Source organism: Aeromicrobium piscarium, assembly GCF_007421815.1.
Classification (GTDB): domain Bacteria; phylum Actinomycetota; class Actinomycetes; order Propionibacteriales; family Nocardioidaceae; genus Aeromicrobium; species Aeromicrobium piscarium.
Window position 1 is genome coordinate 370473 of the sequence record NZ_VLNT01000001.1, and the last position, 22520, is coordinate 392992.

At 69.3% G+C, this 22520-nt stretch carries 30 protein-coding genes and 1 tRNA gene; 20 read left to right on the plus strand and 11 right to left on the minus strand.

All coding sequences use genetic code 11. From position 1 onward, the window contains the following. The first annotated feature begins 65 nt into the window (after window positions 1-65). A complete protein-coding gene (locus tag FNM00_RS01885; protein ID WP_143911315.1) occupies window positions 66-1688 on the plus strand; it encodes an MDR family MFS transporter in 1623 nt (540 codons plus the stop codon). A 2-nt stretch (window positions 1689-1690) separates the two neighbouring features. Then, entirely contained in the window at window positions 1691-2185 is a 495-nt protein-coding gene (locus FNM00_RS01890) for a MarR family winged helix-turn-helix transcriptional regulator (protein WP_246065039.1), read from the plus strand. An 18-nt stretch (window positions 2186-2203) separates the two neighbouring features. Here FNM00_RS01890 and FNM00_RS01895 read toward each other — a convergent pair whose 3' ends face one another. Genes FNM00_RS01895 through FNM00_RS18965 form a run of 3 tightly spaced genes read right to left on the minus strand, consistent with a single transcriptional unit; the run spans window position 2204 to window position 3196 of the window. Then, complete coding sequence (locus FNM00_RS01895; RefSeq protein ID WP_143911317.1) at window positions 2204-2662, minus strand: hypothetical protein; 459 nt, start codon at window positions 2660-2662, stop codon at window positions 2204-2206. Continuing rightward, window positions 2659-2976: an RNA polymerase sigma factor gene (locus FNM00_RS18710; protein ID WP_185972920.1), complete on the minus strand. Its 318-nt coding sequence runs from the start codon at window positions 2974-2976 to the stop codon at window positions 2659-2661. The genes FNM00_RS01895 and FNM00_RS18710 overlap by 4 nt, the downstream gene beginning before the upstream one ends. Beyond that, window positions 2891-3196 carry an RNA polymerase sigma factor gene (locus FNM00_RS18965; RefSeq protein WP_221933558.1) on the minus strand — a complete coding sequence of 102 codons (306 nt, stop codon included), beginning with the start codon at window positions 3194-3196 and terminating at the stop codon, window positions 2891-2893. The genes FNM00_RS18710 and FNM00_RS18965 overlap by 86 nt, the downstream gene beginning before the upstream one ends. Before the next feature lie 143 nt (window positions 3197-3339). Between FNM00_RS18965 and FNM00_RS01905 the strand changes: the two genes are divergently transcribed. From FNM00_RS01905 to FNM00_RS18720, 6 genes are read left to right on the plus strand one after another with little or no spacing between them, the layout of a single operon-like run. Next, window positions 3340-3780: an Asp23/Gls24 family envelope stress response protein gene (locus FNM00_RS01905; protein ID WP_143911319.1), complete on the plus strand. Its 441-nt coding sequence runs from the start codon at window positions 3340-3342 to the stop codon at window positions 3778-3780. Next, a complete protein-coding gene (locus FNM00_RS01910) occupies window positions 3761-4054 on the plus strand; it encodes an Asp23/Gls24 family envelope stress response protein (RefSeq protein WP_143911320.1) in 294 nt (97 codons plus the stop codon). The genes FNM00_RS01905 and FNM00_RS01910 overlap by 20 nt, the downstream gene beginning before the upstream one ends. A 31-nt stretch (window positions 4055-4085) precedes the next feature. Then, window positions 4086-4265: a DUF2273 domain-containing protein gene (locus tag FNM00_RS01915; RefSeq protein ID WP_185972921.1), complete on the plus strand. Its 180-nt coding sequence runs from the start codon at window positions 4086-4088 to the stop codon at window positions 4263-4265. Beyond that, entirely contained in the window at window positions 4258-4647 is a 390-nt protein-coding gene (locus FNM00_RS01920; RefSeq protein ID WP_185972922.1) for an Asp23/Gls24 family envelope stress response protein, read from the plus strand. The genes FNM00_RS01915 and FNM00_RS01920 overlap by 8 nt, the downstream gene beginning before the upstream one ends. Next, window positions 4644-5165, plus strand: a complete 522-nt coding sequence (locus FNM00_RS01925; protein ID WP_143911323.1) for a DUF6286 domain-containing protein — start codon at window positions 4644-4646, stop codon at window positions 5163-5165. Before FNM00_RS01920 ends, FNM00_RS01925 begins: the two co-directional genes overlap by 4 nt. Continuing rightward, window positions 5162-5755 carry a hypothetical protein gene (locus FNM00_RS18720; protein WP_185972923.1) on the plus strand — a complete coding sequence of 198 codons (594 nt, stop codon included), beginning with the start codon at window positions 5162-5164 and terminating at the stop codon, window positions 5753-5755. The genes FNM00_RS01925 and FNM00_RS18720 overlap by 4 nt, the downstream gene beginning before the upstream one ends. Before the next feature lie 45 nt (window positions 5756-5800). On the opposite strand, the gene FNM00_RS01935 is transcribed toward FNM00_RS18720, so the two are convergent. Then, on the minus strand, window positions 5801-6202 hold the full coding sequence (locus FNM00_RS01935; RefSeq protein WP_143911324.1) for a cyclic nucleotide-binding domain-containing protein: 402 nt from the start codon (window positions 6200-6202) through the stop codon (window positions 5801-5803). A gap of 112 nt (window positions 6203-6314) precedes the next feature. Between FNM00_RS01935 and FNM00_RS01945 the strand changes: the two genes are divergently transcribed. Beyond that, entirely contained in the window at window positions 6315-7841 is a 1527-nt protein-coding gene (locus FNM00_RS01945) for an adenylate/guanylate cyclase domain-containing protein (protein WP_143911325.1), read from the plus strand. A 364-nt stretch (window positions 7842-8205) separates the two neighbouring features. On the opposite strand, the gene FNM00_RS01950 is transcribed toward FNM00_RS01945, so the two are convergent. Then, window positions 8206-8278, minus strand: a tRNA-Arg gene (locus tag FNM00_RS01950). 69 nt (window positions 8279-8347) lie between these two features. On the opposite strand from FNM00_RS01950, the gene FNM00_RS01955 reads away from it, so the two are divergent. From FNM00_RS01955 to FNM00_RS18725, 4 genes are read left to right on the plus strand one after another with little or no spacing between them, the layout of a single operon-like run. After that, window positions 8348-9277 (plus strand): CE1 family esterase, encoded by a 930-nt coding sequence (locus tag FNM00_RS01955; protein ID WP_143911326.1) that lies wholly within the window; start codon window positions 8348-8350, stop codon window positions 9275-9277. Between the two features lie 14 nt (window positions 9278-9291). Next, window positions 9292-10077: an HAD-IIA family hydrolase gene (locus FNM00_RS01960; RefSeq protein WP_205196626.1), complete on the plus strand. Its 786-nt coding sequence runs from the start codon at window positions 9292-9294 to the stop codon at window positions 10075-10077. Between the two features lie 4 nt (window positions 10078-10081). Continuing rightward, window positions 10082-10978, plus strand: coding sequence for an NAD-dependent epimerase/dehydratase family protein (locus FNM00_RS01965; protein ID WP_143911328.1), 897 nt, complete (start codon window positions 10082-10084; stop codon window positions 10976-10978). Further along, complete coding sequence (locus FNM00_RS18725; protein ID WP_185972924.1) at window positions 10971-11141, plus strand: hypothetical protein; 171 nt, start codon at window positions 10971-10973, stop codon at window positions 11139-11141. The genes FNM00_RS01965 and FNM00_RS18725 overlap by 8 nt, the downstream gene beginning before the upstream one ends. A gap of 6 nt (window positions 11142-11147) precedes the next feature. Here the strand turns inward: FNM00_RS18725 and mscL are convergent, their stop codons facing one another. From mscL to FNM00_RS19505, 3 genes are all read right to left on the minus strand, one after another. Then, complete coding sequence (mscL, locus tag FNM00_RS01970) at window positions 11148-11579, minus strand: large conductance mechanosensitive channel protein MscL (RefSeq protein ID WP_143911329.1); 432 nt, start codon at window positions 11577-11579, stop codon at window positions 11148-11150. A gap of 68 nt (window positions 11580-11647) precedes the next feature. Further along, a complete protein-coding gene (locus tag FNM00_RS01975) occupies window positions 11648-12217 on the minus strand; it encodes an SAF domain-containing protein (RefSeq protein WP_143911330.1) in 570 nt (189 codons plus the stop codon). A 67-nt stretch (window positions 12218-12284) separates the two neighbouring features. After that, entirely contained in the window at window positions 12285-12623 is a 339-nt protein-coding gene (locus tag FNM00_RS19505) for an FmdB family zinc ribbon protein (protein WP_143911331.1), read from the minus strand. 70 nt (window positions 12624-12693) lie between these two features. Between FNM00_RS19505 and FNM00_RS01985 the strand changes: the two genes are divergently transcribed. The 5 genes from FNM00_RS01985 (at window position 12694) to FNM00_RS02005 (ending at window position 18722) form a co-directional block, all read left to right on the plus strand. Continuing rightward, the gene (locus FNM00_RS01985; protein WP_246065027.1) at window positions 12694-14094 is read left to right on the plus strand and encodes a hemolysin family protein; all 1401 of its coding nucleotides are present in this window, start codon (window positions 12694-12696) and stop codon (window positions 14092-14094) included. After that, window positions 14091-15143 carry a hemolysin family protein gene (locus tag FNM00_RS01990; protein WP_143911332.1) on the plus strand — a complete coding sequence of 351 codons (1053 nt, stop codon included), beginning with the start codon at window positions 14091-14093 and terminating at the stop codon, window positions 15141-15143. Before FNM00_RS01985 ends, FNM00_RS01990 begins: the two co-directional genes overlap by 4 nt. Continuing rightward, window positions 15140-15622, plus strand: coding sequence for a GNAT family N-acetyltransferase (locus FNM00_RS01995; protein WP_143911333.1), 483 nt, complete (start codon window positions 15140-15142; stop codon window positions 15620-15622). The genes FNM00_RS01990 and FNM00_RS01995 overlap by 4 nt, the downstream gene beginning before the upstream one ends. Window positions 15623-15956: 334 nt before the next feature. Then, window positions 15957-17522, plus strand: coding sequence for a glutamine-hydrolyzing GMP synthase (gene guaA / locus FNM00_RS02000; RefSeq protein ID WP_143911334.1), 1566 nt, complete (start codon window positions 15957-15959; stop codon window positions 17520-17522). Between the two features lie 147 nt (window positions 17523-17669). Beyond that, window positions 17670-18722, plus strand: a complete 1053-nt coding sequence (locus FNM00_RS02005; protein WP_143911335.1) for a glycerophosphodiester phosphodiesterase — start codon at window positions 17670-17672, stop codon at window positions 18720-18722. Here FNM00_RS02005 and FNM00_RS02010 read toward each other — a convergent pair. From FNM00_RS02010 to FNM00_RS02020, 3 genes are read right to left on the minus strand one after another with little or no spacing between them, the layout of a single operon-like run. Further along, window positions 18655-18894 carry a PspC domain-containing protein gene (locus FNM00_RS02010; RefSeq protein WP_143911336.1) on the minus strand — a complete coding sequence of 80 codons (240 nt, stop codon included), beginning with the start codon at window positions 18892-18894 and terminating at the stop codon, window positions 18655-18657. The genes FNM00_RS02005 and FNM00_RS02010 overlap by 68 nt on opposite strands. Further along, window positions 18891-19076 carry a hypothetical protein gene (locus FNM00_RS02015; RefSeq protein ID WP_143911337.1) on the minus strand — a complete coding sequence of 62 codons (186 nt, stop codon included), beginning with the start codon at window positions 19074-19076 and terminating at the stop codon, window positions 18891-18893. The genes FNM00_RS02010 and FNM00_RS02015 overlap by 4 nt, the downstream gene beginning before the upstream one ends. After that, entirely contained in the window at window positions 19073-20422 is a 1350-nt protein-coding gene (locus FNM00_RS02020; RefSeq protein WP_185972925.1) for a PspC domain-containing protein, read from the minus strand. Before FNM00_RS02020 ends, FNM00_RS02015 begins: the two co-directional genes overlap by 4 nt. 132 nt (window positions 20423-20554) lie before the next feature. Between FNM00_RS02020 and FNM00_RS02025 the strand changes: the two genes are divergently transcribed. Together FNM00_RS02025 and FNM00_RS02030 are read left to right on the plus strand one after the other, a co-directional pair. Next, window positions 20555-21799 (plus strand): ATP-binding protein, encoded by a 1245-nt coding sequence (locus tag FNM00_RS02025; RefSeq protein WP_143911339.1) that lies wholly within the window; start codon window positions 20555-20557, stop codon window positions 21797-21799. Next, entirely contained in the window at window positions 21792-22433 is a 642-nt protein-coding gene (locus tag FNM00_RS02030) for a LuxR C-terminal-related transcriptional regulator (RefSeq protein ID WP_143911340.1), read from the plus strand. Before FNM00_RS02025 ends, FNM00_RS02030 begins: the two co-directional genes overlap by 8 nt. Window positions 22434-22520: the final 87 nt, after the last annotated feature.

Below are 22520 nucleotides of genomic sequence, written 5' to 3' on the forward strand. Positions count from 1 at the left end.
GTCAATTATTGATCTTGATCAACTACTGAAAAGAGTGTGCTTTGGCTGAGTCGACGGCGCCATCGATGACGCATCGTGAAGTCCTGCGGGCCCTGTCCGGTCTGCTCATGGGAATGTTCGTGTCGATCCTCGCGGGGACGGTGGTCTCCACCTCATTGCCGCTGATCATCGCGGACCTCGGGGGATCCCAATCGTCGTACACCTGGGTGGTGACGGCGACGATGCTGGCGATGGCCGTGTCGACCCCGGTCTGGGGCAAGCTCGCCGACATCTTCAACCGCAAGCTGCTGATCCAGCTCGCGCTGACGATCTTCGTGCTCGGCTCGGCGGCGGCCGGCTTCTCGCACAGCACCGACTTCCTCATCGGGGCGCGCGTCGTCCAGGGACTGGGGGCCGGCGGCCTCGCCGCGTTGAGCCAGATCATCCTGGCCGACATCATCTCCCCGCGGGAGCGCGGTCGTTATGCGGGCCTGTTCGGGGCCGTCATGGCGGTCGGCTCGGTCGGCGGCCCGCTGCTCGGCGGCGTCATCACCGATGCCATCGGCTGGCGGTGGAACTTCTTCGTGGCGATGCCGGTCGCGATCGCCGCACTGATCATGCTGCAGCTGACGCTGCATCTGCCGAAGCACGACCGCCCCAAGCCGAAGATCGACTACCTCGGCGCCGTGTTCATCACCGCCGGCATCTCGATGCTGCTCATCTGGGTGAGCTTGGTCGACCACAACTTCGCCTGGGCGTCGGTCGAGACCGCCTGGATGGTGGGCGGCTCGGTGCTGCTGCTCGTGCTGGCCGTGGTCACCGAGCTGCGCGTGGCCAACCCGCTCGTGCCGATGACGATGTTCCGCAATCGCACGTTCACCCTCACGGTGATCGCCAGCCTGGCGGTCGGGGTCCTGATGTTCGGCACGGCCGTCTTCCTGGCCCAGTACATGCAGCTCGCGCGTGGCGCGACGCCGACCGAGTCCGGGCTCCTCACGATCCCGATGATGGTGGGTCTGTTCACTGCGTCGACGGTCTTCGGCCAGGTCATCACCCGCACCGGCCGCTGGAAGCCGGTCATGGTCACCGGTGCCGTCACCGCGATCGTCGGCTCGGTCATGCTGGGTCGCCTCGACGGGGACTCGCCGATGTGGTTCGTCTCCCTCGCGATGCTGGTGCTCGGAGCAGGCCTGGGCATGCTCATGCAGAACCTCGTCCTCGTGGTCCAGAACTCGATCGCCGTGGAGAACCTCGGCGTCGCGACGAGCGCGGTGACCTTCTTCCGCACGATCGGTGGCACGGCGGGAGTGTCCGTGCTCGGATCGGTGCTCGCGCTGCAGGTCAAGGACCGCATCGCCGAAGGCCTCGCCACCCTCGATCCGGAGCAGCAGGCGCAGGCCGCGCAGGCGCTCGGCGGCGGCACCGTGCCCAAGATCGCCGACCTCCCACCCTCGATCGCGAGCGTCGTGGAGCACGCCTACGGATCGGCGATCGGGCACGTCTTCCTGCTCACCGTGCCGCTCGCGCTCGTGGCGCTCATCGCGATCGCGCTGCTGCCCAAGCAGGATCTCGGCACGTTGACGGCGGTCCAGGCCCGCGCGCAGGCCGAAGAGGTCGCCGCAGACATGGCGGGTATCGAAGGACCGCAGAAGACCGAGGAGCGCCGGGTGGACGACGATGAGGCGTCGCCCGCGACAATGAGGTCGTGAACATGCCGACGCCCGATCCGCTCGCCCAAGCCGACCCGCGGGTCGCCGAAGCGGTCGTGGCGGTCGAGGACGCCATGAGCGCCCTGGGTAGCCGCGTCCGGATCATCCTGCGCGACGCCGCGGGCCAGGTCGACGAGAATCTGCAGCCCTTCGGGCTGCGGATCCTGCGGATGCTGGAGCGCCACGGCGCGCAGTCGGCCGGTCAGCTCTCCGAGTGCCTCGAGGTCGACCCCAGCTCGACGAGCCGGCAGGTCCGCCAGCTCGTCGACCTGCGGCTCGTGGAGGTGACGGCCTCGGCATCGGACCGCCGGTCGCGCATCGTCGCGCTCACCGACTACGGCCACGAGCGGCTCGCGGCCATCGGGCCGTCGAGCCGGATCCTCATGCAGCGCGCGTTGAGCGAGTGGGATCTCGACGACCTGCAGCAGTTCGCGGCGTATCTCGAGCATCTCACCGATGCGACGGTGCCCCTTCCGCCCGCCGGCGAGCGGAACTGACCCGGCCTGGGTGATGCGTCAGCCCGGTTCGACGATGTCGCTCACGACCACCTCGATCGACGAGGCCGTGAAATCAGGATCATCGCCGAGCATCTCCTTCACGCAGGACAGCGTTTCCTGGCGTGCCCGGTCGGCGGTCTCCAGCAGCTCATCGCCGTAGCGACCGGTGATCGTCAGGATCACCGCCACGAGACGATCGTCGACCACCTCTAGCTCCACTCCCTCGGGGCGCAGGGCGGAGCGCTCCATATGCCGGCGAAGGACCGCGATCAGGACGCGTCCCGCGACGAGGACCCGCGAGAAGCGGGGGCCGTGCGCGGGCGACCCGTCGGCGCTGAAGGCGATCATCGGCGCCGACGGGCGGACGATGCGGCGGACCCGTCGCATGATGTCGTCCGACAGGGTGAACCAGCCCTCCGGCGTCGGCTCCTCGCGGGCAGCCCGGATGGCGGCGCTGGTCTGGTCGCCGGGATTCATCGCCAGGCCTCCATCCTGTCGGCGACGTGACGTCGCGCGCGGTACAACTGGCCCCGTACGGCGTCCGGGCTCATCGAGAGCGCCTCGGCGAGCTCGTCGTAACTGAGCTCCTCGATCTCCCGCAGCACCCAGACCGCCCGTTGTCGCCACGGCAGTGAGGTCAGCGTCGTCTGCAGTGCGGCGAGGAGGTCGTGCTCCAGGACCACCCGAGAAGGGTCGGCCAGTGCGTCAACGGTACGCCCCGCCAGGATCTCGTCGTCGGTGGGCGTCGGACGCCGGCGTCGTCGGATATCGGCCGCGCGCCGGTGGGTCAAGCTGAACAGCCAGGTGCGGAGCGCACGAAAGTCCCTGGAAAGACTCGATGTTCTTCCACGCGGAGATGAAGGCGTCCTGAACCGCCTCGCCCGCGTCGTCGTCATCGGCCAGCATTCGCCGCGCGAAGCGGAACATGCTCGGGCCGTGCCGATCCACGATCGCCGCGAAAGCCGCGTCATCGCCGAGGACGGCGGCACGTACCAGACTGGCATCGTCCACATTCCGATCGTCTCCCCGCGAGGTGGGAAGCGCTCGTCGAAGAATGTGATGCGCATCACGTCGTCTGTCGCGTGAGGAATACCCGCCTCGGACCGACTCACCTGATGTCAACCCATCGACCATTTGCACAGAAGGGGCACATCATGGCTGAGAAGACCACGACGGATGTGGAGAAGCGTGGCAGCACCGGAGCTCTGGTGACGGAGCTGGGACGGACGACGATCGCGGACTCGGTCGTCTCCAAGATCGCGGGGATCGCCGCGCGAGAGGTCGCCGGCGTACACGACCTAGGTGGCGGTGCCGCTCGCACGGTCAGCGCCATTCGCGAGCGAATCCCCGGCGCGTCGGTGGATCGTTCGCAGGGCGTGGCAGTGGAGGTCGGCGAGCGGCAGACCGCGGTCGACATCGATCTCGTCGCCGACTACGGCGTCTCCATCGCCGACCTCGCGGCGGCGGTGCGTCGCAATGTCATCACGGCGGTCGAGCGGATGACGGGTCTGGAGGTCACGGAGGTCAACCTGACGGTCCACGATGTCTTCCTCGACGAGCCCGACGAGCGAGACGATGACCGACACGTCGAGTGACCCCAGCGCGGAGACGATCGCCGAGGCCGTCCAGGCCATCGACGGCGTTCACAGCCTGCACGGAGGGCTCTTCGGGGAGGTGGCGACCTATCTCCCCGGAGGCCGCGTCTCGGGCGTCCGGATCGGCGACGACGGCGTCGACGTCCACATCGTCGTGAGGACGGGACGGCCCGTGCTGCCCGTCGCGGAGGCGGTCCGCGCCGCCGTCGAGGCGATCACCGTCGGACCGACCCATGTGACGGTCGAGGACCTCGCCGACGTCACCGGCGACTGACCCCGCGAACTATCGGAGCGAAGGACAGATCATGAACAGTTCGACTGCCGGCCTCATCGCCGGACTGCTGATCGCGATAGCGATCACGACCGGGGGATTCCTCGGATTCCTGCTAGCGATCGTGCTCGGCGGTGGAGGCCTGCTCATCGGGCGCCAGCTCGCCGGGGAGATCGATCTCGGCGACGTCTTCGCGGGTCGTCGCCGTGAGTGACCTGCTGTATACCGCCGCCGACGCCCCCGGCACCGGCGCCGATCGCCCACCCGAGGACCGTGGCGACCTGCACGTGCACGATCGGGTCGTCGAGAAGATCGTCCGGCGGAGCGCCCTCGAGGTTCGCGGTTCGGTCGCCGGGCACTCCGGCCTCGCCGTGGTCGGGACCGACTACCCGTCGGTCCGGGTCGATCTTCGAGCGGGGCACGCGTGGATCAGTGTCGACATCGCCGCCGGCTGGCCCGCGCCCGTCGAGCAGATCGCCGAGAGGGTGCGCGACCGGGTGCGGCAGCGGACCGAGGAACTGTCCGGCGTCACCGTCCAACGGGTCGACGTCACGGTTCATGTCGTCGAGTCGTCGTCCCCGAGGAGGGTGCAATGAGCAGCTCCCTGGTGCCGACGGCCCGTCCGTCGGCGACACGCGTCGTGGCCTTCTATGCGTTGCTGGGCATCGCGCTGGGTGTCGTGGCCGTGCGCGACCTCGCGGTGGCGCAGGGATGGGCCGCGGGGAAGCCCTGGTACGAGAGCGCGATCGAGGGGCTCGACGGTCTTTCGGCCAGCGCCGCGGCGACGGCCGTGGGCGTCGTCATCGGCGTGATCGGAGTGGTGGCGCTGATCGGCGCGCTGCTGCCGGCGCGCCGCACCCATGATCGCACCGAGGCGACTCCGGGCCTGTGGGTCAGCCGCCCCGCGATCGCCACGCTGGCCGAACACGCTGCCGAGCGCACGCCGGGGGTGTACGAGGCGTCGGCGGCTGTGCGCCGTCGGCGCGTGATGGTGCGGGTCGCCGATTCCGAACCGGAGACCGCCCAGCGGGTCGAGGACTCGGTGAAGCGGGCCCTCGACGGTCTGACCGACCGACGGATCGTCGTCAGACGACGGGAGGTGAAGGTCCCATGAGGCGGAAGGGACGTGTGACGGACCGCCTGCTCGCGGTCCTCCTGGGAGCGCTCACCACAGCCGCTGGGGCGGCGGTGGCGTTGTGGGGCCTCGATGCCGTGCCCCGCTGGCCGTCGACACTGGATCTCTCGCAGATCGACGATGCGGTCGTCGACACCGAATGGTGGCCCTGGGCATGGGCTGGCATCGGTGTGCTGCTCGCCCTGCTGGCGCTGACGTGGCTCCTGCGTCGTGCGCGCCCGGTGTCGCGTCCGCCGGCGCTCTCGCGTGCCAGCACCGACGCGGGAGCGGTGAGGGTGGATCTGGACTCGGTCGCCGCGACGGTCGCGCGCAGGCTCGAGGACATGGCCCCCATCAGCGCGGCTCGCGGCAAGGGTGTGGACGCGCGCGGCATCTTCCGGGTCGAGGTGCGCGCGGCGATCGACGAGATCTCCGACGGACCGGCGATCGCCCGGGCGATCGAACGCACGCAGCACGAGCTGGACGAATCCTTCGGCGACGGCCGGGCCGTGTGCCAGCTCATGGTGTCCGCGCCGAGTCGCTGGCAGGCCCTCCGGCGGCGCGGAGGCACGACGCCGCGGGTGCACTGACGATCTGGTGGGGCAGCGGTCACAGGCCGGGCCCCACCAGATCGGTCAGCCCTCGATGCGGTGCTTCGCGGCGTCGCGCAGCGCCTCCGCGAAGGCGGGATTGTGCGCGGCCAGCTGCTCGAACGCCTCGGCGGTGAAGTGCAGCGCCTGGACATCCGTGGTGGTGACCACCGTCGCGCTCCGCAGGCGGCCGGTCACCAGGGCGATCTCGCCGACGACATCGCCGGGCTGCAAGGTGGCGACGACGCCTCCGTCCTTGCGGATCTCCACGGAGCCGTCGAGCAGGATGTAGGCCTTGTCGGCGGGCTGGTGTTCGAAGATCATCGCCCAGTTTGCGGGGATGTGGACGGTCTGACCCGTGCTCGCCAACGCCTTGATGGTGGCGTCGTCGAAGTCGGTGAGACGCTGCAACGCCGAGACGACGTCGGCATCGGACTTTCGTGCCATGCTGGTTCCTTTCGGTGCGTTGAGCCCCACCGTAGGCCAGTTCCTGCTTTGATGTGGAGCGATGCGTCGAAGTTCAGACGTTCATCTGATGACCGCACAAGGAGCAACGGACATGGGACGCGCGGAGTCACGCATGTTCGGGTCGCGCCTCCTCGGTCCGCCGGACCAGTCGACGCGCCGGCTGCGGGTCCGGGTCCAACTGCTGCTGAGCATCCTCCTGGTCGGGACCCATCTCGTCGGCGTCGGCATCGTGGTGATGCTGTCGACCGTCGTGATCCCGGCTCCGCCCCCGAATCGCGCGATGTGGATCGCGCTGGCGATCGCCGTGCCGGTCTATGTCGCCGTCGCGATCGCCGTGGGTCTGGGGTGGGGCACGGCGAGGGCACTGTCGGCCTTGCAGTGGGCGCTGCGAGGCGAGGACCCCACGCCGCGCGTGCTCCGGCGATCGCTGCGGGTCCCGGTCGCCTTGACCACGACCCAGGCCCTGCTCTGGCTCGGCGGCGTCGTGCTGTTCACGCTCCTGGCGGTGATCATCCAACCTGATCGGGCGCTCATCACGGGATTCACCGTGGCGATCACGATGGTGATCGTCTCGGCCATCGCCTTCCTGTTGAGTGAGTTCGCGTTGCGCCCGGTCGCGGCGCGCGCGCTGGCGGCGGGCGCTGCCCCGCAGGCACGTCTCGGGGTCGGGGCCCGGATGCTGTTCTTCTGGACCCTCGGCACCGGGGTGCCGGTCGCGGGGCTGCTCACGGTGGCGTTGCTGTCGTTCATGCTCGACGACATCGACCTGCGGCTCATGGCGGTCACGACCCTCGTCATCGCCACGGTGGTGCTGGTGTTCGGCTTCTTCGTCACCTGGCTCAACGCGCGGGCGGTCACCGCTCCCGTGCGCACGGTCCGCGACGCCATGCGCGACGTGCAGTCCGGGCGTCTGGACGTCGAGGTCCCGGTCTACGACGGCACCGAGCTGGGCGCGCTGCAGGTCGGTTTCAACGAGATGGCGACCGGGCTGCGCGAGCGCGAACGGCTCCGCGATGTCTTCGGCCGTCAGGTCGGTCGCGATGTCGCCGAGGCCGCACTGGCCGATATCGAGCTGGGTGGCCAGTCCCGTGAGGCCACGGTGCTGTTCGTCGACCTGACCGGATCGACCGGCTTCGCCACCGACCGGGACCCTGCCGAGGTGGTCGACGTCCTCAACCGGTTCTTCGGGGTGGTCGTCCAGGAGGTCGACGCCCACGAGGGCCTCGTCAACAAGTTCATGGGGGATGCGGTCCTGGCGGTCTTCGGTGCTCCCGCCGAGCGGGAGGACCATGCGGCCCTCGCGTTGGCCGCGGCTCGGTCGATGGCGCTGCGACTGCCGCGCGAGATGTCCGAGATCGATTTCGGGATCGGTGTCGCCACCGGCCGTGTCGTCGCCGGATATGTCGGGCACGAGTCGCGCTTCGAGTACACGGTCATCGGCGATGCGGTGAACGCCGCGTCCCGGATCACCGACCTGGCCAAGCGGGTCGAGGGCCGGGCGCTGGCCGATGCGGCCAGTGTCGAGGCCGCCGGCGCCGAGCGCGAGTGGGTCGAGCACGAGACCGTCACCCTGCGCGGCAGGACCACACCCTCGCACCTCTTCGCACTCGCGGAGTGACCGGCTCGTCTTGCATCTCGCTCTGCGGAGTGCGTGTGGGGGATCGGCCCGCGAGTGGTGCGCATTCGGCCCGGAAACGCCGATCCGAGGGCGAATTCGCACCACTCGCAGTGCTCCGCGCAGGAAGGTACACCCTGAACACTCGCGACAGCGACCGGTGATGTCACATGCTCTAGACTAGAGAGCGAAAGCAGGGGCAGGTCTCCCTGTTCGAATCTCATCAAGGGCCCGGCGGTCGTCACCGCTCGGGCCCCTGGTCTTCTCCGGCCGCTGGTATGACGTCACCATTGCGCACCGGCCGGAAACACTGTCTGACCAGGCGTTTCGTCGGATGCAACCTGTTGCACGCACCCATGCGCCGTTGTGCCCCAGGCAGGATTCGAACCTGCGACACCCGCTTTAGGAGAGCGGTGCTCTATCCCCTGAGCTACTGAGGCGACGCGAACATCTTCCCACGACGGGCCGCCACCCTGAAGTCCGGCGTCGACAGTGGCACACTCGGGTGCGTGCTTCGCCGGATCATCGTGCTGCTCGTCCTGTGCGCATCGATGGTGGCGTGCGCGCGCGAGCCCGCTCCGGCGCCCCCGCCACCGCCCGCTCCCACCTGGAACGCCGGGCCGGAGGGAGCGTGCGAGGTGCCCGAGACCGGCGCCTCCGCGCACACGCTCGACATCGACGGCGAGAAGCGGCGCTTTGCGGTGGACGTCCCCGACGGGTTCAACGGCGAGCGTCTCCCCGTGGTCTTCGTCACGCACGGCCGCGGGGGCGAGGCGACCGCCGCGATGGCCTACACCGGGTTCCCCGAGTACGGGCAGCAGTACGGCTTCATCGTCGTCGCCCCGCAGGCCGAGGGGAGACCTGCTCTCTGGGACTTCTCCACCGGACCGGAGGTCGCGGGCTCGGACTTCGCCTTCATCGCCGCCCTGCGTGAGCATGTCGTCGAGAGCTGGTGCGGCGACGACGAGCAGGTCTTCATGACCGGCTTCTCCAATGGCTCGGCGATGACCTTCGCCGCGGCCTGTCTCCCGAGCCTGCGGTTCAAGGCCTTCGGGGCCGTCGCCGCTCCCGGCTACGTGCCCGAACGCTGCGACAGCGCACCTCCCGCCTCGATCATCTACGCCCACGGCACCGCCGATCCCGTGGTGCCCTTCGTCGGCGGGGAGACGGTCATCCAGTGGGTCGAGCCCGCCACCCAGGTGATGAACGCCTGGGCACTGCACGACGGGTGCGCGCACGTCGAACGCGAACAGATCGCCGAGGACGTCCAGGTCACCCGCTGGGATGTCTGCCGCGACGAGAGCAGACTCGTGTTCTACGTGATCGACGGCGAAGGGCACCACTGGCCCGGGGGTCCGTCGCTGCCCGGGCTCGGCGCCAGCACCCGCTCGATCAACATCACAGCCCTCATGACCGAGTTCTTCGGTCTGTCCGACTGAGCCGGTAGGCGACAATGGGTGACATGGACAAACCGATCGAGAACTGGCTGACCGACATGGACGGCGTCCTCGTGCACGAGGAACGCGCCATCGACGGTGCGTCGGAGTTCATCCGTGCCCTCCGAGATAGCGGTCGCAAGTTCATCGTGCTGACCAACAACTCGATCTACACGCCGCGAGACCTGCGCGCCCGGCTTCGCACGAGCGGCATCGACGTGCCGGAGGGCGCCATCTGGACGAGTGCCCTCGCCACGGCGAAGTTCCTCAGCGAGCAGCGCGAGAACGGCACCGCCTACGTCATCGGCGAATCCGGTTTGACGCAGGCGCTCTACGATGCCGGGTACACCATGACCTCCCGCGACCCCGAGTACGTCGTCCTCGGAGAGACCCGCACCTACTCCTTCGAGGCGATTACCCGGGCCATCCAGCTGATCGTCGGCGGCGCCCGCTTCATCGCCACCAATCCCGACACCACCGGGCCCTCGCCGACCGGACCGCTGCCGGCCACCGGCTCCGTCGCGGCGCTCATCACCCGCGCCACCGGGATCGAGCCCTACTTCGTCGGCAAGCCCAATCCACTGATGATGCGCAGCGCCCTCAACCAGATCCAGGCCCACTCGGAGACCACAGTCATGATCGGCGACCGGATGGACACCGACGTGCTCTCCGGGCTGGAAGCCGGCCTGCGCACCATCTTGGTGATGACCGGCTCCACGCGACGTGAGGAGATCGAACGGTTCCCGTACCGTCCCAGCCGCGTCGTCGACTCGATCGCCGACGTCGTCGACCTGGTGGGGTGAGGCCGTGCGCGTCTTCCTGACCGGTGCCAACGGCGTCATGGGTCTGGCCACCGTCGACGCCCTGGTCGAGGCCGGGCACGATGTCATCGGTCTGGTGCGCAGCCCCGGAGCCGCCGAGATCGTCGAGCGCCACGGCGGACAGGCGTGGTACGGCGATGTGTTCGACCCGACCGCGTTGCGCGCGGGGATGGACGGCTGCGATGTCGTGGTCAACTTCGCGACACGCATCCCGATCGGCGCGACCGCCTACCGCCCCGGTTCGCTGACGGCTGTCAACCGCCTGCGGCGCGAAGGCGCGGCGACCGTGGCCGAGATGGCGCGCGAGCTTCGAGTCGAACGGTTCGTGCAGCAGAGCCTCAGCTTCATCTACCAAGGGCGCGGCGACGAGTGGATCGACGAGTTCTCGCCGGTGGACGTCACCTGGGTCACCGAGGCCCTCGTCATCGCCGAGGATCACGCCCGGTCGATCGAGGAGACCGGCGGCGTGTCGGTGCGCTTGCGCTACGGGCTCATCGTCGGCGACGACCGAAACACGCGCTACGTGCTGAGCCGGGCCCGCCGCGGCAAGCCCTTCGCCCTCGGGGATCCCGACGGATGGATGCACGTCATCCATCCCGACGACATCGGCACCTCGGTGGTCGCCGCGCTCGGGGCACCCGCCGGGGCCTACAACGTCGGTGCGGAGCCGTTGCGCCGCCGGACTTACGCGGATCTGATCGCCCGCGCCGCCGGACGCGAGCACGGCGACTTCCTCGCTCCCTGGATCGTCGAGCTCGGCGGTGACAAGATGGAGATGCTGACTCGGTCGCACCGCGTCAGCTCAGCACTCTTCACCGAACGCACCGGGTGGCGTCCACGCCACCGCGAACTCACCGAGGACTGGTTTCCCGCTCGTGACTGACGAGACCGCGTCACAACGCCAGCAACGGCTGCGCCGCGCCGCCGAGCTGCTGGGCGACCTGATGCCCGAGACGACGAGCGACGAACGTGACCCGGGAGGCGACGACACCCGATCGCGCGAACGCGATCTGCTGCGCGACCGCCCCCCGCATCACGGAGGCTGACCGCGCTTACGGCCGGTCGGCGGGCGGAGTGTCGGGCGTGCGCTCGAAGTCGCCTCCGGCGAGGGCGTCGCGGATCTCGCGCAGCAGCAGGATGTCCTCGGTCGGGCCCTCGGGCTCGGGCTCTTCGCCGCGCTGTAGACGCTCCAGCAGCCGCTTCGAGGGCACGACGAAGATGAAGTAGACCACGGCGGCGGTGATGATGAACGTGATCACCGCGTTGATGAAGCCGCCGACGTTGATGAAGGTGTTCGGGTTGTCACCGAGGACCCGGAAGCCGAAGCCCTCGGCGTCGGCCCCGCCGAGCGAGGCGATGAGCGGGTCGATGAACGACGAGGTGAAGGCCGCGACCAGCGCGGTGAAGGCTGTGCCGACGACCACCGCGACCGCGAGGTCGACGATATTGCCGCGGAACAGGAAGTCCTTGAAACCCTTAAGCATGTCTGCGTTACCCCCTGGTGGAGAAAGCCATCAGGTGAACTGTATGCCCCAGCGCAGTGATGGACCAGTCATTCGAGGGAGTGGACGAGGGTGAGCCTGCCCACGAGGGCGGCGCGGGCGATCGCGGCGGCGGCCTCCGGAGCCGCCTGGATGCCGACGGCGGTTCCGGCGTCCCCTTCCTCGATGAGGAGGACGGAGGCGGCCGTGGCGAGGGTCAGCTCGTCGTCGTCGGCTCCGTCGGCGATCGCGAGGACGTCGACGCGATCACCGGGGCGCACCAGCGCCGCCACCTCCGGCTCGACGACCACGCTCGCGAGCACCGTGCCCTCGTCCAGGGACCGGGGATCGATCACCCGGCGATCGGTGAACGGCTCGCCCGCCCGCATCGGTCCGGCGACCTGGCGTCCGGCGATCTCCTCGGCGGGATGAGCCACGGCCGCGTCATCGGGAACCTCGATGACGCGGATGTCGTCGGCAGCCAGTCGGTGGCCGCTCGGCAGATCGTGTGCCGCGACCTCGACACGCGTGGTGGCGGGGGACTCCGTGAGCGCCGCGAGCGCGAAGAGGACCGCCAGCCCGGTGAGGACAGCACACAACGAGCGGCGGTGGTCGGCGATCAGACGTGACAGGCGCTCCATGCCGCGACACTAGGGCGAGGAGGTGGATCTGTCCCCGCTCGTCCACAGGGTCTTCGCGACCCGTGACTCAGCTGCTGGTCGAGGCGGTACCGCTCGAGGACGATGTGGAGGACGAGGTGGTCGAGGAGCTGCCCGAGGTGGAGGACGACGATCCCGACGAGTCGCCGGAGGAGGACGCGCTCGAGGACGAGCTGTTCGACGACGAGCCGTTCGAGGAGGATGACGATCCCGAACGGCTGTCGTTGCGGTAGAAGCCGGAGCCCTTGAAGACCACGCCGACGGCACCGAACACCTTGCGCAGGCGGCCCTGGCACGCCGGGCACTCGGTGAGCGCGTTGTCGGAGAAGCTCTGGCGGATCTCCAGGCCCTCCCCGCAGTCGGTGCACTGGTACTGGTACATGGGCACGGTAGGTTCTCTCCCCACGGTAGAAATGCTGCCATCTGAGGGTACAGTGGCGTCCTAGCGAACCACGAACGTGGGACGTGACGATCTGTCGACCGAGGACTTCACCGCCGTGACCGAATGGCTGCTGCTGGCCGCCTCCCTGTTGCTCATGATCGGCTGCGGCGTGTTCGTCGCCGCGGAGTTCTCCTTCGTCACCGTCGACCGCGCGACCGTCGATCGGCGTGCCGCGGCAGGGGAGCGCGGTGCGACGGGAACCCGCAAGGCGCTGACGACCCTGTCCACTCAGCTCAGCGGCGCGCAACTGGGCATCACGATCACCAACCTCGCCATCGGCTACTTGGCGGAGCCGGCGATCGGCCGGCTGCTGCACGACCCGCTCTCCGCCCTCGGCCTGTCCGGCGGGGGTCTGCGGGCCGCCGGCTATGGCTTCGCCCTCGCGCTCAGCACGATCGTCACGATGCTCGTCGGCGAGCTCATCCCGAAGAACTTCGCCCTCTCCTTGCCGTACCGCACCGCGGTCTTGACCCAGCTGCCGCAACGGTGGTTCACCCGGGCGATGGGCTGGCCGATCCGCGGCCTCAATCAGATGGCGAACAACACCCTGCGCTGGCTCGGCGTGGAGCCGCAGGAGGAACTGCGTTCGGCTCGGTCGCCGATCGAGCTGCGATCGCTCGTCCTGCGATCGGCCGATCACGGGGCCATCGACGACGAGACGGCCGACCTGGTCGCTCGCAGCATCGCCTTCGGCGACCGCACCGCCGCGGATGTCCGCACGCCCCGCGTACGGGTCCGCTTCCTGAACGAGCACGACACGGCCCTGGATCTCATCGAGGCGGCGCGGCAGACCGGGCACTCGCGCTTCCCGGTCATCGGCACGTCCCCGGACGACATCGTCGGCATCGCGCACATCAAGCAGGCGGTCGCCGTGCCGGTCGACCGCCGTCGTTCGGTCCGGGTCGAGGAGATCGCCGACCCGCCCACGACCGTGCCGGACTCGATTGAGCTCGATCCGCTGCTGTCGCTCCTGCGCGAAGAGGGTCACCAGATGGCGATCGTGCTCGACGAGTACGGCGGCACCGACGGGGTGGTGACGCTGGAGGATCTCGTGGAGGAGATCGTCGGCGACATCGCCGACGAGCACGACCGGCTCTCAGCGCACAGCCGCCACCGTCGCGACGGCACGTGGTCGCTGTCGGGTCTGCTGAGGCCCGACGAGGTCTTCGAGCGCACCGAGATCGCGCTCCCTGAGAGCGAGGACTACGAGACGATCGCGGGGCTGATCCTCGAACGGCTGGGTCGCCTCGCCGAACGCGGCGACCAGATCGTGCTGGAGCTCACCCAGACTCCGGACAGCGACGAGGAGTCGCTCGTCCCGCTGCTCGTCACGTTGACCGTCGAGCGGATCGAGGGACGCCGGATCGACCGCGTGTCGATGACCGTCGAGGAATCGATCGGCGGTGGCGAGCAGTGAACAACTGGTTCGCGATCGGCTTGACCTTCGTGCTGCTCGGGCTCAACGCCCTGTTCGTGGCCTCGGAGTTCGCGCTCATCTCCGCGCGGCGTACGCAGCTCGAGCCGCTCGCGCAGTCCGGCCGGCGCTCCGCGCGGCTCGCGCTCAAGGCGATGGAGAATGTCACGCTGGCGATGGCCGCGGCACAGCTCGGCATCACGATGTGCTCGCTGGGGCTCGGAGCGATCAGCGAACCGGCGATCGCCCACCTGCTCGAACCCGCTTTCGAGCTGCTGGACGTGCCACCCTCCCTCGTGCACCCGATCTCCTTCGCGATCGCGCTCACGCTGGTGGTGTTCCTCCACGTGGTCTACGGCGAGATGGTCCCCAAGAACCTGGCCCTCGCGGCTCCCGACCGCGCCTCGCTCGTGCTCGGCCCGTTCATGCTCGGGGTCATCGCGGTGCTCAAGCCGCTCGTCATCGCCCTGAACGCCATCGCCAACAGCGCGGTCCGGATCGTCGGCATCGAGCCCAAGGACGAGGTGGCCTCGACCTTCACGCACGACGAGGTCGCCGGTCTCGTCGAGGAGTCGCGTCGTGAGGGACTGCTCGACGAGGACGAGTACGACCTCGTCACCGGAGCGCTCGACTTCCACGACGCGACGGTCGCGCGCGTGCTCATGCCGCGCGACACGCTCGTGACGATCGGCCGGGAGGCGACACCGGCCGATGTGGAGATCGCCTGCGCGCGAACGGGCTTCTCGCGGTTCCCCGTCGTGGACGACGACGGGGAGCTGGTCGGCTACCTGCACATCAAGGACGTGCTGGAGACCGATGACGCCATCCGGACCGCCCCCATCGCCGACAAGTGGGTGCGCCCGCTGGCCACGGTGGGGTCGACTGTGGGCCTGCTGGATGCGCTGCGCACGATGCAGGCGCGAGGCTCGCACATGGCCCGGGTGGCGGACCAGGGATCCGGCACAGTGCTCGGCGTGGTCATGCTCGAGGACGTGCTCGAGGAGCTCGTCGGCGAGATCCGCGATGCCGGACGTCAGGGAAGCCGGCCGTGAACGACGCCCGCGCGATCGGTCTCGCCTCGGTCGGCGACGCCGAGGTGATCGCCCGTCTGCAGGTCGATTTCGCCGTCGAGTTCGACACCCCGACGCCGACCTATGAGCAGCTGCTCCCGCGTTTTCGGGCCCTGCTGGGCCATCCGTCGGCCTTCGTCCTGCTGTCCGGGCCGCCGGCCGATCCCACGGGCTATGCAGTGGTGACGCTGCGGCCCACCGTCTATTGCGAGGGCCCGCTGGCCGTGCTCGACGAGCTCTACGTCGTCCCTGCGCTGCGCGGCGGCGGCATCGGCACGTCGCTGCTGCAACGCGCCGTCGACGAGGTGATCGCCCGCGGCGGTGGCGAGATGCACATCAATGTCGACGAGATCGATGTCGACGCCCGTCGCTTCTACGAGCGGCACGGGTTCGTCAACATCGAGCCGGGCACCGACTACCGGATGCTGTGCTACCTGCGCGAGCTCGACGATCGCTCCTGACAGACGAGAACCCGACCCGAAGGGAGTGATCGGGTCGGGCTCTCTCACGCCGCGCGGGCGCGGGGTCCGGCCGGGAGGGAGGGAAATCGGTGCCGTACCCACTGTGCCCAACGACACGTCCGTGGCGAGGTTATGGCCGCCTCGGCACTTTCCGGACGAGGTGACTGATCGTGATGCTTCGTGGTCGCGATGGCGACCCGAAAGCATCGACATCGGTCCGCGGTCGGCGAGAAGTCGATGCTGTGCGGCTGCCATGACGACCACGAGGCATCATCATCGGTCCGCGACGCCGGGCGGGGCGAGGACGGCTGTGGCGGCTCCCTAGAATCGAGGGGTGAGCCCAGATCATGACCTCGTCCTCGTCGTCGACTTCGGCGCTCAGTACGCCCAGCTCATCGCCCGACGGGTGCGGGAGGCCAAGGTGTACTCCGAGGTCGTCCCCCATACGATGCCGGCCGAGGAGATGCTCGCCAAGGAGCCGAAGGCGATCATCCTGTCCGGCGGACCCTCGTCGGTCTACGAGCCCGGTGCGCCCGCGCTGGCGCCGGGTCTCGTCGATGCCGGGATTCCCGTCTTCGGCATCTGCTACGGCTTCATGGCCATGGCCCAGGCTCTCGGCGGCGAGGTCGCCAAGACCGGCCAGCGCGAGTACGGCCGCACCCGGGTGTCCGTGAGGGAGCCGGGCACCCTCCTCGAGGGGCTGCCCGAGGAGCTCGTGTCGTGGATGTCGCACGGCGACGAGGTGGTCGAGGCGCCCGAGGGGTTCACCGTCAACGCCACGTCGTCGCGCGCCACCGTCGCGGCCTTCGAGGATGTCGGCCGTGGTCTCGCGGGGGTGCAGTGGCATCCCGAGGTGCTGCATTCCGAGCACGGCCAGCGGGTCATGGAACGGTTCCTCCTCGAGATCGCCGGTTGCCGGCAGACGTGGACGAGTGTCAACATCGTCGACGAGCAGGTCGAGCGGATCCGTGAGCAGGTCGGCGACGCGCGGGTCATCTGCGCTCTCTCCGGAGGCGTCGACTCGGCGGTCGCCGGGGCTCTGGTCCAGCGCGCCATCGGCGACCAGCTCACCTGCGTGTTCGTCGACCACGGACTGCTCCGCGAGGGGGAGGCCGAGCAGGTCGAGCAGGACTTCGTCGCGTCGACCGGGGTCACGCTCAAGGTCGTCGACGCCGTCGACCGCTTCCTCGGGCACCTCGACGGTGTCTCCGACCCGGAGGAGAAGCGCAAGATCATCGGCCGCGAGTTCATCCGCGTCTTCGAGCAGGCCGAGCGCGAGGTCGTCGAGGCGGCACCGGAGGGCCAGCCGGTCCGGTTCCTCGTGCAGGGCACCCTGTATCCCGATGTCGTCGAGTCCGGCGGCGGCGAGGGCGCGGCGAATATCAAGAGTCACCACAATGTCGGTGGGCTTCCCGAGGATCTCGAGTTCGGTCTGATCGAGCCGCTGCGGACGCTCTTCAAGGATGAGGTCCGCGAAGTGGGCCGCCAGCTCGGGCTGCCCGCGGGCATCGTCGAACGGCACCCGTTCCCCGGCCCCGGCCTTGCGATCCGCATCGTCGGCTCGGTCGACGCCGATCGCCTGCGCATCCTGCGCGCCGCGGACAAGATCGTGCGCGAGGAGACCACCAGGGCCGGTCTCGACGCCGAGATCTGGCAGTTCCCGGTGGTGCTGCTGGCCGATGTGCACTCGGTCGGCGTCCAGGGCGACGGCCGCACCTACGGTCACCCGATCGTGCTGCGCCCCGTCACCAGCGAGGACGCCATGACGGCCGACTGGGGACGGCTCCCGTACGACGTCCTGGAGCGGATGTCCACGCGCATCACCAACGAGGTCGACGAGGTGAACCGCGTCGTCCTCGACGTCACCAGCAAGCCCCCGGGCACCATCGAGTGGGAGTGACCCTCGCGTCGTGGTGGTAGGCCATCAACCCTTCCGCGCTCGGTGGCGGTAGACCGTCAACCTCATCCGTAGCCCATAACGTTGATGGCCTACCTCCAGCGGAGGGGCGTTGCCGCGGGATCATGTCCGTTCCGTAGCGTGGGGGCCGTGAGCGCGCCGATCGTCATCGCGCACCGAGGGGTTCCCGGTGCGCGACTGGAGCACACCGCCGAGTCCTATCAGCTCGCCATCGAGCAGGGAGCGGACTACATCGAACCCGATCTCGTGATGAGCCGGGACGGCGTGCTCGTCGTCCGTCACGAGAACGAGCTCTCCTCGACGACGGATGTCGCCGACCGCGCGATCTTCGCCGACCGGAGGACCACGAAGGATGTCGACGGCGTGGCGGTCACCGGCTGGTTCAGCGAGGACTTCACACTCGAGGAACTCAGGTCACTGTGCACCCGCGAGCGGATCCCGGACGTGCGTCCGGGCAACCTCGGCCTGGCGGGGACGATCCTCACCTTCGAGCAGGTCATCGACATCGCCGAGGCCGAGAACGCGCGTCGCGGGCCCGGGGAGCCGCGCCTCGGCATCTACCCGGAGACCAAGCACCCGACGTACTTCAACGCGCTCGGATACGACATCACCGACCTGCTGTTGTCGACGCTACGAGGCCGCGATCTCGACACCGAGCGACCCCGGTTCCCCGTCATCATCCAGTCTATGGAGCCGGGCAATCTGCGCTGGCTGCGCTCGCGGACCTCGCTGCCGCTCATCCAGCTCCTCGAACACGGCGGCGCCCCGTACGACCATGTGCTCGCGGGAGACTCCCGGGACTACGCCTTCCTCGCCTCCGCTGCCGGTCTCGCCTTCATTGCGGAGTACGCCGACGGAGTCGGAGCCCACAAGAGCCTGGTGATCGCGCGTGACGCCGAGGATCGGCTCGCGGCGCCGACGGCGCTCGTCGGCGACGCCCACGATCTCGGTCTGGCCGTGCACGTATGGACCCTCCGCGACGAGAACCACTTCCTGCCCGCCGACCTGAGGAACGGCCAGGGCCCCGCCGATCATGGCGATGCCCTGGCCGAGTACCTCGCGTTCTACGACGCGGGCGTCGATGGCGTCTTCAGCGACTCCACCGCCCGTGCGATCACTGCACGGGACCGCTGGGAGCGTCGGTCCCCGTCTGCCACGGGGTCGCCGGCTCCTGGGGCATGATCACCCAGGCCACGATGTAGGCCACGACGCTCACCGGCAGCGTCACGAGGACCGCGACGAGAGCCACCAGCCGCACGAGCGTCGCGTCCCACCCGAAGTAGGCGGCGATGCCGCCGCAGACGCCCCCGAGCCACTTGTCCTGGGTCGAGCGGGTGAGCTTCTTGGCGGTCATGTTCTCCTCCTGAAGGTCAGGGCTACGCCGATCAGGCCGATCACGATGAGGGCGATCGGTCCGGCGAGCCGCAGTTGAGCGCCGGTCATGACGTCGTACTCGAGTGCTGTCCATCCTGCCGCGACGAGCAAGAACAGCACGCCGAACACGAAGGGTGTCACCCGGAAGGGATGGATGTTCATCGTCGGATCACCTCGATAGCTCCGGCCGAACTGTTGATGGATAGGTGGAAGACATCCGACCCGGGGTCGCCGTAGTCGAGATGCGGGCTCCAGCCGTCGGCGGTACGCTCGAAGACCTTCACCTGGCCCGCCCAGCGGATGGCGGCATCGACATGGACGTCGAGATCGCGGGGTACGACGACCCGCACCAGGCCGAGCCCGTGGTCGATCTCCACGGACTCCCCAGCGAGATCGCCCGGGACCGGGACATCGGTGAGGTCATAGGTCACCTGGCCGGCGCCGGTGTCGATCGCGCGGGTGGCCTGGCCGACCGATGTCGGGGTGAAGGTGAAGTCGCCGGCACGAGCATTCGGCAGCGCGGACGTCGCCGCGAGGACGACGCACAACACGAGACCGACCGGGACGAGGAGTCCGGCATTGCCGATCTTGCTGCCCACGAGCAGGCCCACAGCGGTGAGGACCAGGCCGGTGAGCGCGTAGACCTCGGGAACGACATTCGCGACCTGCTCGGACCAGAGCCACAGGCCACCCCAGGCGAGCAGGATGAGCGAGACGGTGCCGAGGAACAGAGCCGGCGACCAGGGAGTCCGCGGAGGCCCTGGGGGCGGGGGAGGACCGTGCATGAGGGGAGGCCCGGACGTGGGCGGCTGTGCGCCATCGTCCTCGTCGTCCGAAGCGATGCCGTCATCGCCCGACTCGTCGGCCGCCTTCTCGGTCGAGCCACCGGCGGGGGTTGGCCCGAGTGTCGTGGTGACGGAGTCATGTCCGGCCGGAGACGGGGTCGCGGCGAACGGCGGTGAGCCTGGACTCGGCGGGCCGTACGGGACCCCCGGAGCCGGTGGACCGTACGGAGTCCCCGGGGGCGGCGAGGCCTGGGTGCCGCGCCGGTGCCGTCCTGAGACGAACCAGTAGACCAGGGCGATGGGGACGGCGACCCAGAACAGCACCCAGAGCGTCACCCAGGCCCAGCCGCCGAGTCCCCAGGCGCTGTCGCCGAGGATCGCGGCGATGGCGATCGCCCCCGCGATCGCCAGGCCCACCATCCGGACCTGCTTCTCGTTCTCGCCGAGGCCGAACATCTCGCCCAACACGCTGCGGTCCTTGCCCTCCTCCGGCATGAGAAGCCAGCACGCCCCGTAGAGCACGAGGCCGGACAGCCCGACGAGGGTGAGCACGACGAAGCCGACGCGCACGATCACCGGATCGATGCCGAGCCAGCGGGCGATGCCGGTGGAGACACCGGCGATCATCCGATCCGAGCGCGGTCGGCGTGCGTTCTCGAAGTCCTGGAGTCGGCGTGGCGGCGAGGACGCGTCCCGCGGCGTCGATGTGTCCTGATCGTTCATGTCTCCATCGTGGCCGTCCGGCGCTCCGCCGACCATCGGGTGTTTCCCTGATTCCTCCCGGTGTCGTGTCAGGGCGATGCCGGGGTCGTCCCTGGTGGCGCGCTCACGCGGCCGCGTGTGAGGCTTGGTGCCGTGACCACCTCCGCCGCCCCGCCGCATCCCCGAGCGACGCGGCCCGTCGACCGGCGGATCGTGGGAGGCGTCGCGGCCGGGTTGTCCGACCACCTGAACGTGCCGGTGCTGTGGATCCGGATCGGGTTCGTGGTTGCGACGTGGTTCAACGCCGCCGGGATCATCGGCTATCTGCTGCTCTGGCGCTTCCTGCCGCTGTCCTCACCCGACGACACCCCCGGCATCGCCTCAGCCACACGGGCCGGCATGCGAGGTGCGGAACGGACCTCCGCCCGCGAGATCGCCCAGACGGTCGCGATCGGCGCGGTGGGGCTGGGTGTCTTCGCGCTGATCTCGATTCTCGGCGGCGGTGTGTCCTCCCGCCTGCTGATCCCGGTGCTCGCCGGCGCCCTGGGCGTCGCCCTGATCTGGCGCCAGCTCGACGACGCCACCTGGAGCTCCTGGCTGCGACAGACCCGAGGTGCCGGCTACTGGGCGCGTATCGCCGCCGGCCTCGGCCTCGTCGGGCTCGCCGCCGTCTATGTCATCTCCGAAGGCCGGGGCTGGAACGCCACCCTCGATCTCGTCGCCGCCGCGGTGGTGGCGGTCTTGGGCATCGGACTCATCCTCGGACCGTGGATCGGGAGCCTCTGGCACGATCTGGAGAGCGAGCGGCGCGAACGGATCCGCTCCCAGGAGCGCGCGGACATGGCCGCGCACCTGCACGACTCGGTGCTCCAGACCCTCGCGCTGCTGCAGAAGAACGCGGCCGACCCTCGTACGGTCGCCACGCTGGCGCGGCGGCAGGAACGTGAGCTGCGGACCTGGCTGTACGGCGATGAGATGCCCGGTGACGGCACGGCGGTGCACTCGTTGCGCACCGAGGCGGAGGACGTCGAGACCTCGCATCGCGTGGCGGTCGAGCTGGTGGCGGTCGGCGATCACCCGCTGTCGGCGGACGCGGTCGCGCTCGTCCGTGCCGCTCGCGAGGCGATGGTCAACGCCGCCAAGCACGCCGGTTCCGAGCGCGTCGACGTCTACGCCGAGTTCGCCGCCGACCGTGGCGAGGTCTTCGTGCGCGATCGCGGAGTGGGCTTCGATCCCGACGGAGTCGCCGACGACCGGCAGGGCATCCGCGGATCGATCGTGGAACGGATGCGTCGCCACGGCGGCGAGGCGACGGTCAAGAGCACACCGGGGGAGGGCACGGAGATCGTGCTGACGATGCCGTGGGACGATCCGGCCGAGGAGGACGAGGATGGATGAGTTGCGAGTCGTGGTCGTCGATGACCACGCGATGTTCCGGTCCGGCGTGCGCGCCGAGCTCGAACGCGTGGGAGCGGGACGGGTCCGCGTGGTCGCGGAGGCCGAGGACGTCCCCTCGGCGGTGCGGGTCATCGCCGACCATCGTCCGGACGTCGTGCTGCTCGACGTCCACATGCCCGGCGGGGGAGGCCCGGAGGTCATCGCCCAGGCGCCCGGCGCCACGTATCTCGCGCTGTCGGTGAGCGACGCGGCGGAGGACGTGATCGGTGTCATCCGGGCGGGAGCGCGCGGCTATGTCACCAAGAACATCGCCGCGGACGAGCTGGTGGACGGCATTGAGAGGGTCGCGGCGGGGGACGCGGTGTTCTCGCCGCGGCTGGCCGGTTTCGTCCTGGACGCCTTCGCCGGCACGATCGCCGTGGCCCATGTCGACGAGGATCTGGACCGGCTCACCGAGCGCGAGCGGGAGGTCATGCGCCTCATCGCGCGCGGCTATGCCTACAAGGAAGTGGCCAAGGAGCTGTTCATCTCGATCAAGACGGTTGAGACCCATGTCTCCAATGTGCTGCGCAAGCTTCAGCTCTCCAGCCGCCACGAGCTCACTCGCTGGGCCAGCGACCGCCGCCTCATCTGACCTGAAGGCTCGTCCGCGCGGCTGGAGGAGGGGCGGTGAGTTACGCACCTCTCGTTTCCCAGGGCGGTGGGTTGCGCACCTCTCACC

What these genes read in the sequence shown, in the direction of transcription:
- FNM00_RS01885 (WP_143911315.1), top strand. Translation starts at nt 66, where the DNA reads ATGACGCATCGTGAAGTCCTGCGGGCCCTGTCCGGTCTGCTCATGGGA.
- FNM00_RS01890 (WP_246065039.1), top strand. Translation starts at nt 1,691, where the DNA reads ATGCCGACGCCCGATCCGCTCGCCCAAGCCGACCCGCGGGTCGCCGAA.
- FNM00_RS01895 (WP_143911317.1), bottom strand. Translation starts at nt 2,662, where the DNA reads ATGAATCCCGGCGACCAGACCAGCGCCGCCATCCGGGCTGCCCGCGAG.
- FNM00_RS01905 (WP_143911319.1), top strand. Translation starts at nt 3,340, where the DNA reads ATGGCTGAGAAGACCACGACGGATGTGGAGAAGCGTGGCAGCACCGGA.
- FNM00_RS01910 (WP_143911320.1), top strand. Translation starts at nt 3,761, where the DNA reads ATGACCGACACGTCGAGTGACCCCAGCGCGGAGACGATCGCCGAGGCC.
- FNM00_RS01915 (WP_185972921.1), top strand. Translation starts at nt 4,086, where the DNA reads ATGAACAGTTCGACTGCCGGCCTCATCGCCGGACTGCTGATCGCGATA.
- FNM00_RS01925 (WP_143911323.1), top strand. Translation starts at nt 4,644, where the DNA reads ATGAGCAGCTCCCTGGTGCCGACGGCCCGTCCGTCGGCGACACGCGTC.
- FNM00_RS18720 (WP_185972923.1), top strand. Translation starts at nt 5,162, where the DNA reads ATGAGGCGGAAGGGACGTGTGACGGACCGCCTGCTCGCGGTCCTCCTG.
- FNM00_RS01935 (WP_143911324.1), bottom strand. Translation starts at nt 6,202, where the DNA reads ATGGCACGAAAGTCCGATGCCGACGTCGTCTCGGCGTTGCAGCGTCTC.
- FNM00_RS01945 (WP_143911325.1), top strand. Translation starts at nt 6,315, where the DNA reads ATGGGACGCGCGGAGTCACGCATGTTCGGGTCGCGCCTCCTCGGTCCG.
- FNM00_RS01960 (WP_205196626.1), top strand. Translation starts at nt 9,292, where the DNA reads ATGGGTGACATGGACAAACCGATCGAGAACTGGCTGACCGACATGGAC.
- mscL (WP_143911329.1), bottom strand. Translation starts at nt 11,579, where the DNA reads ATGCTTAAGGGTTTCAAGGACTTCCTGTTCCGCGGCAATATCGTCGAC.
- FNM00_RS01975 (WP_143911330.1), bottom strand. Translation starts at nt 12,217, where the DNA reads ATGGAGCGCCTGTCACGTCTGATCGCCGACCACCGCCGCTCGTTGTGT.
- FNM00_RS02010 (WP_143911336.1), bottom strand. Translation starts at nt 18,894, where the DNA reads ATGACCGCCAAGAAGCTCACCCGCTCGACCCAGGACAAGTGGCTCGGG.
- FNM00_RS02015 (WP_143911337.1), bottom strand. Translation starts at nt 19,076, where the DNA reads ATGAACATCCATCCCTTCCGGGTGACACCCTTCGTGTTCGGCGTGCTG.
- FNM00_RS02020 (WP_185972925.1), bottom strand. Translation starts at nt 20,422, where the DNA reads ATGAACGATCAGGACACATCGACGCCGCGGGACGCGTCCTCGCCGCCA.
- FNM00_RS02030 (WP_143911340.1), top strand. Translation starts at nt 21,792, where the DNA reads ATGGATGAGTTGCGAGTCGTGGTCGTCGATGACCACGCGATGTTCCGG.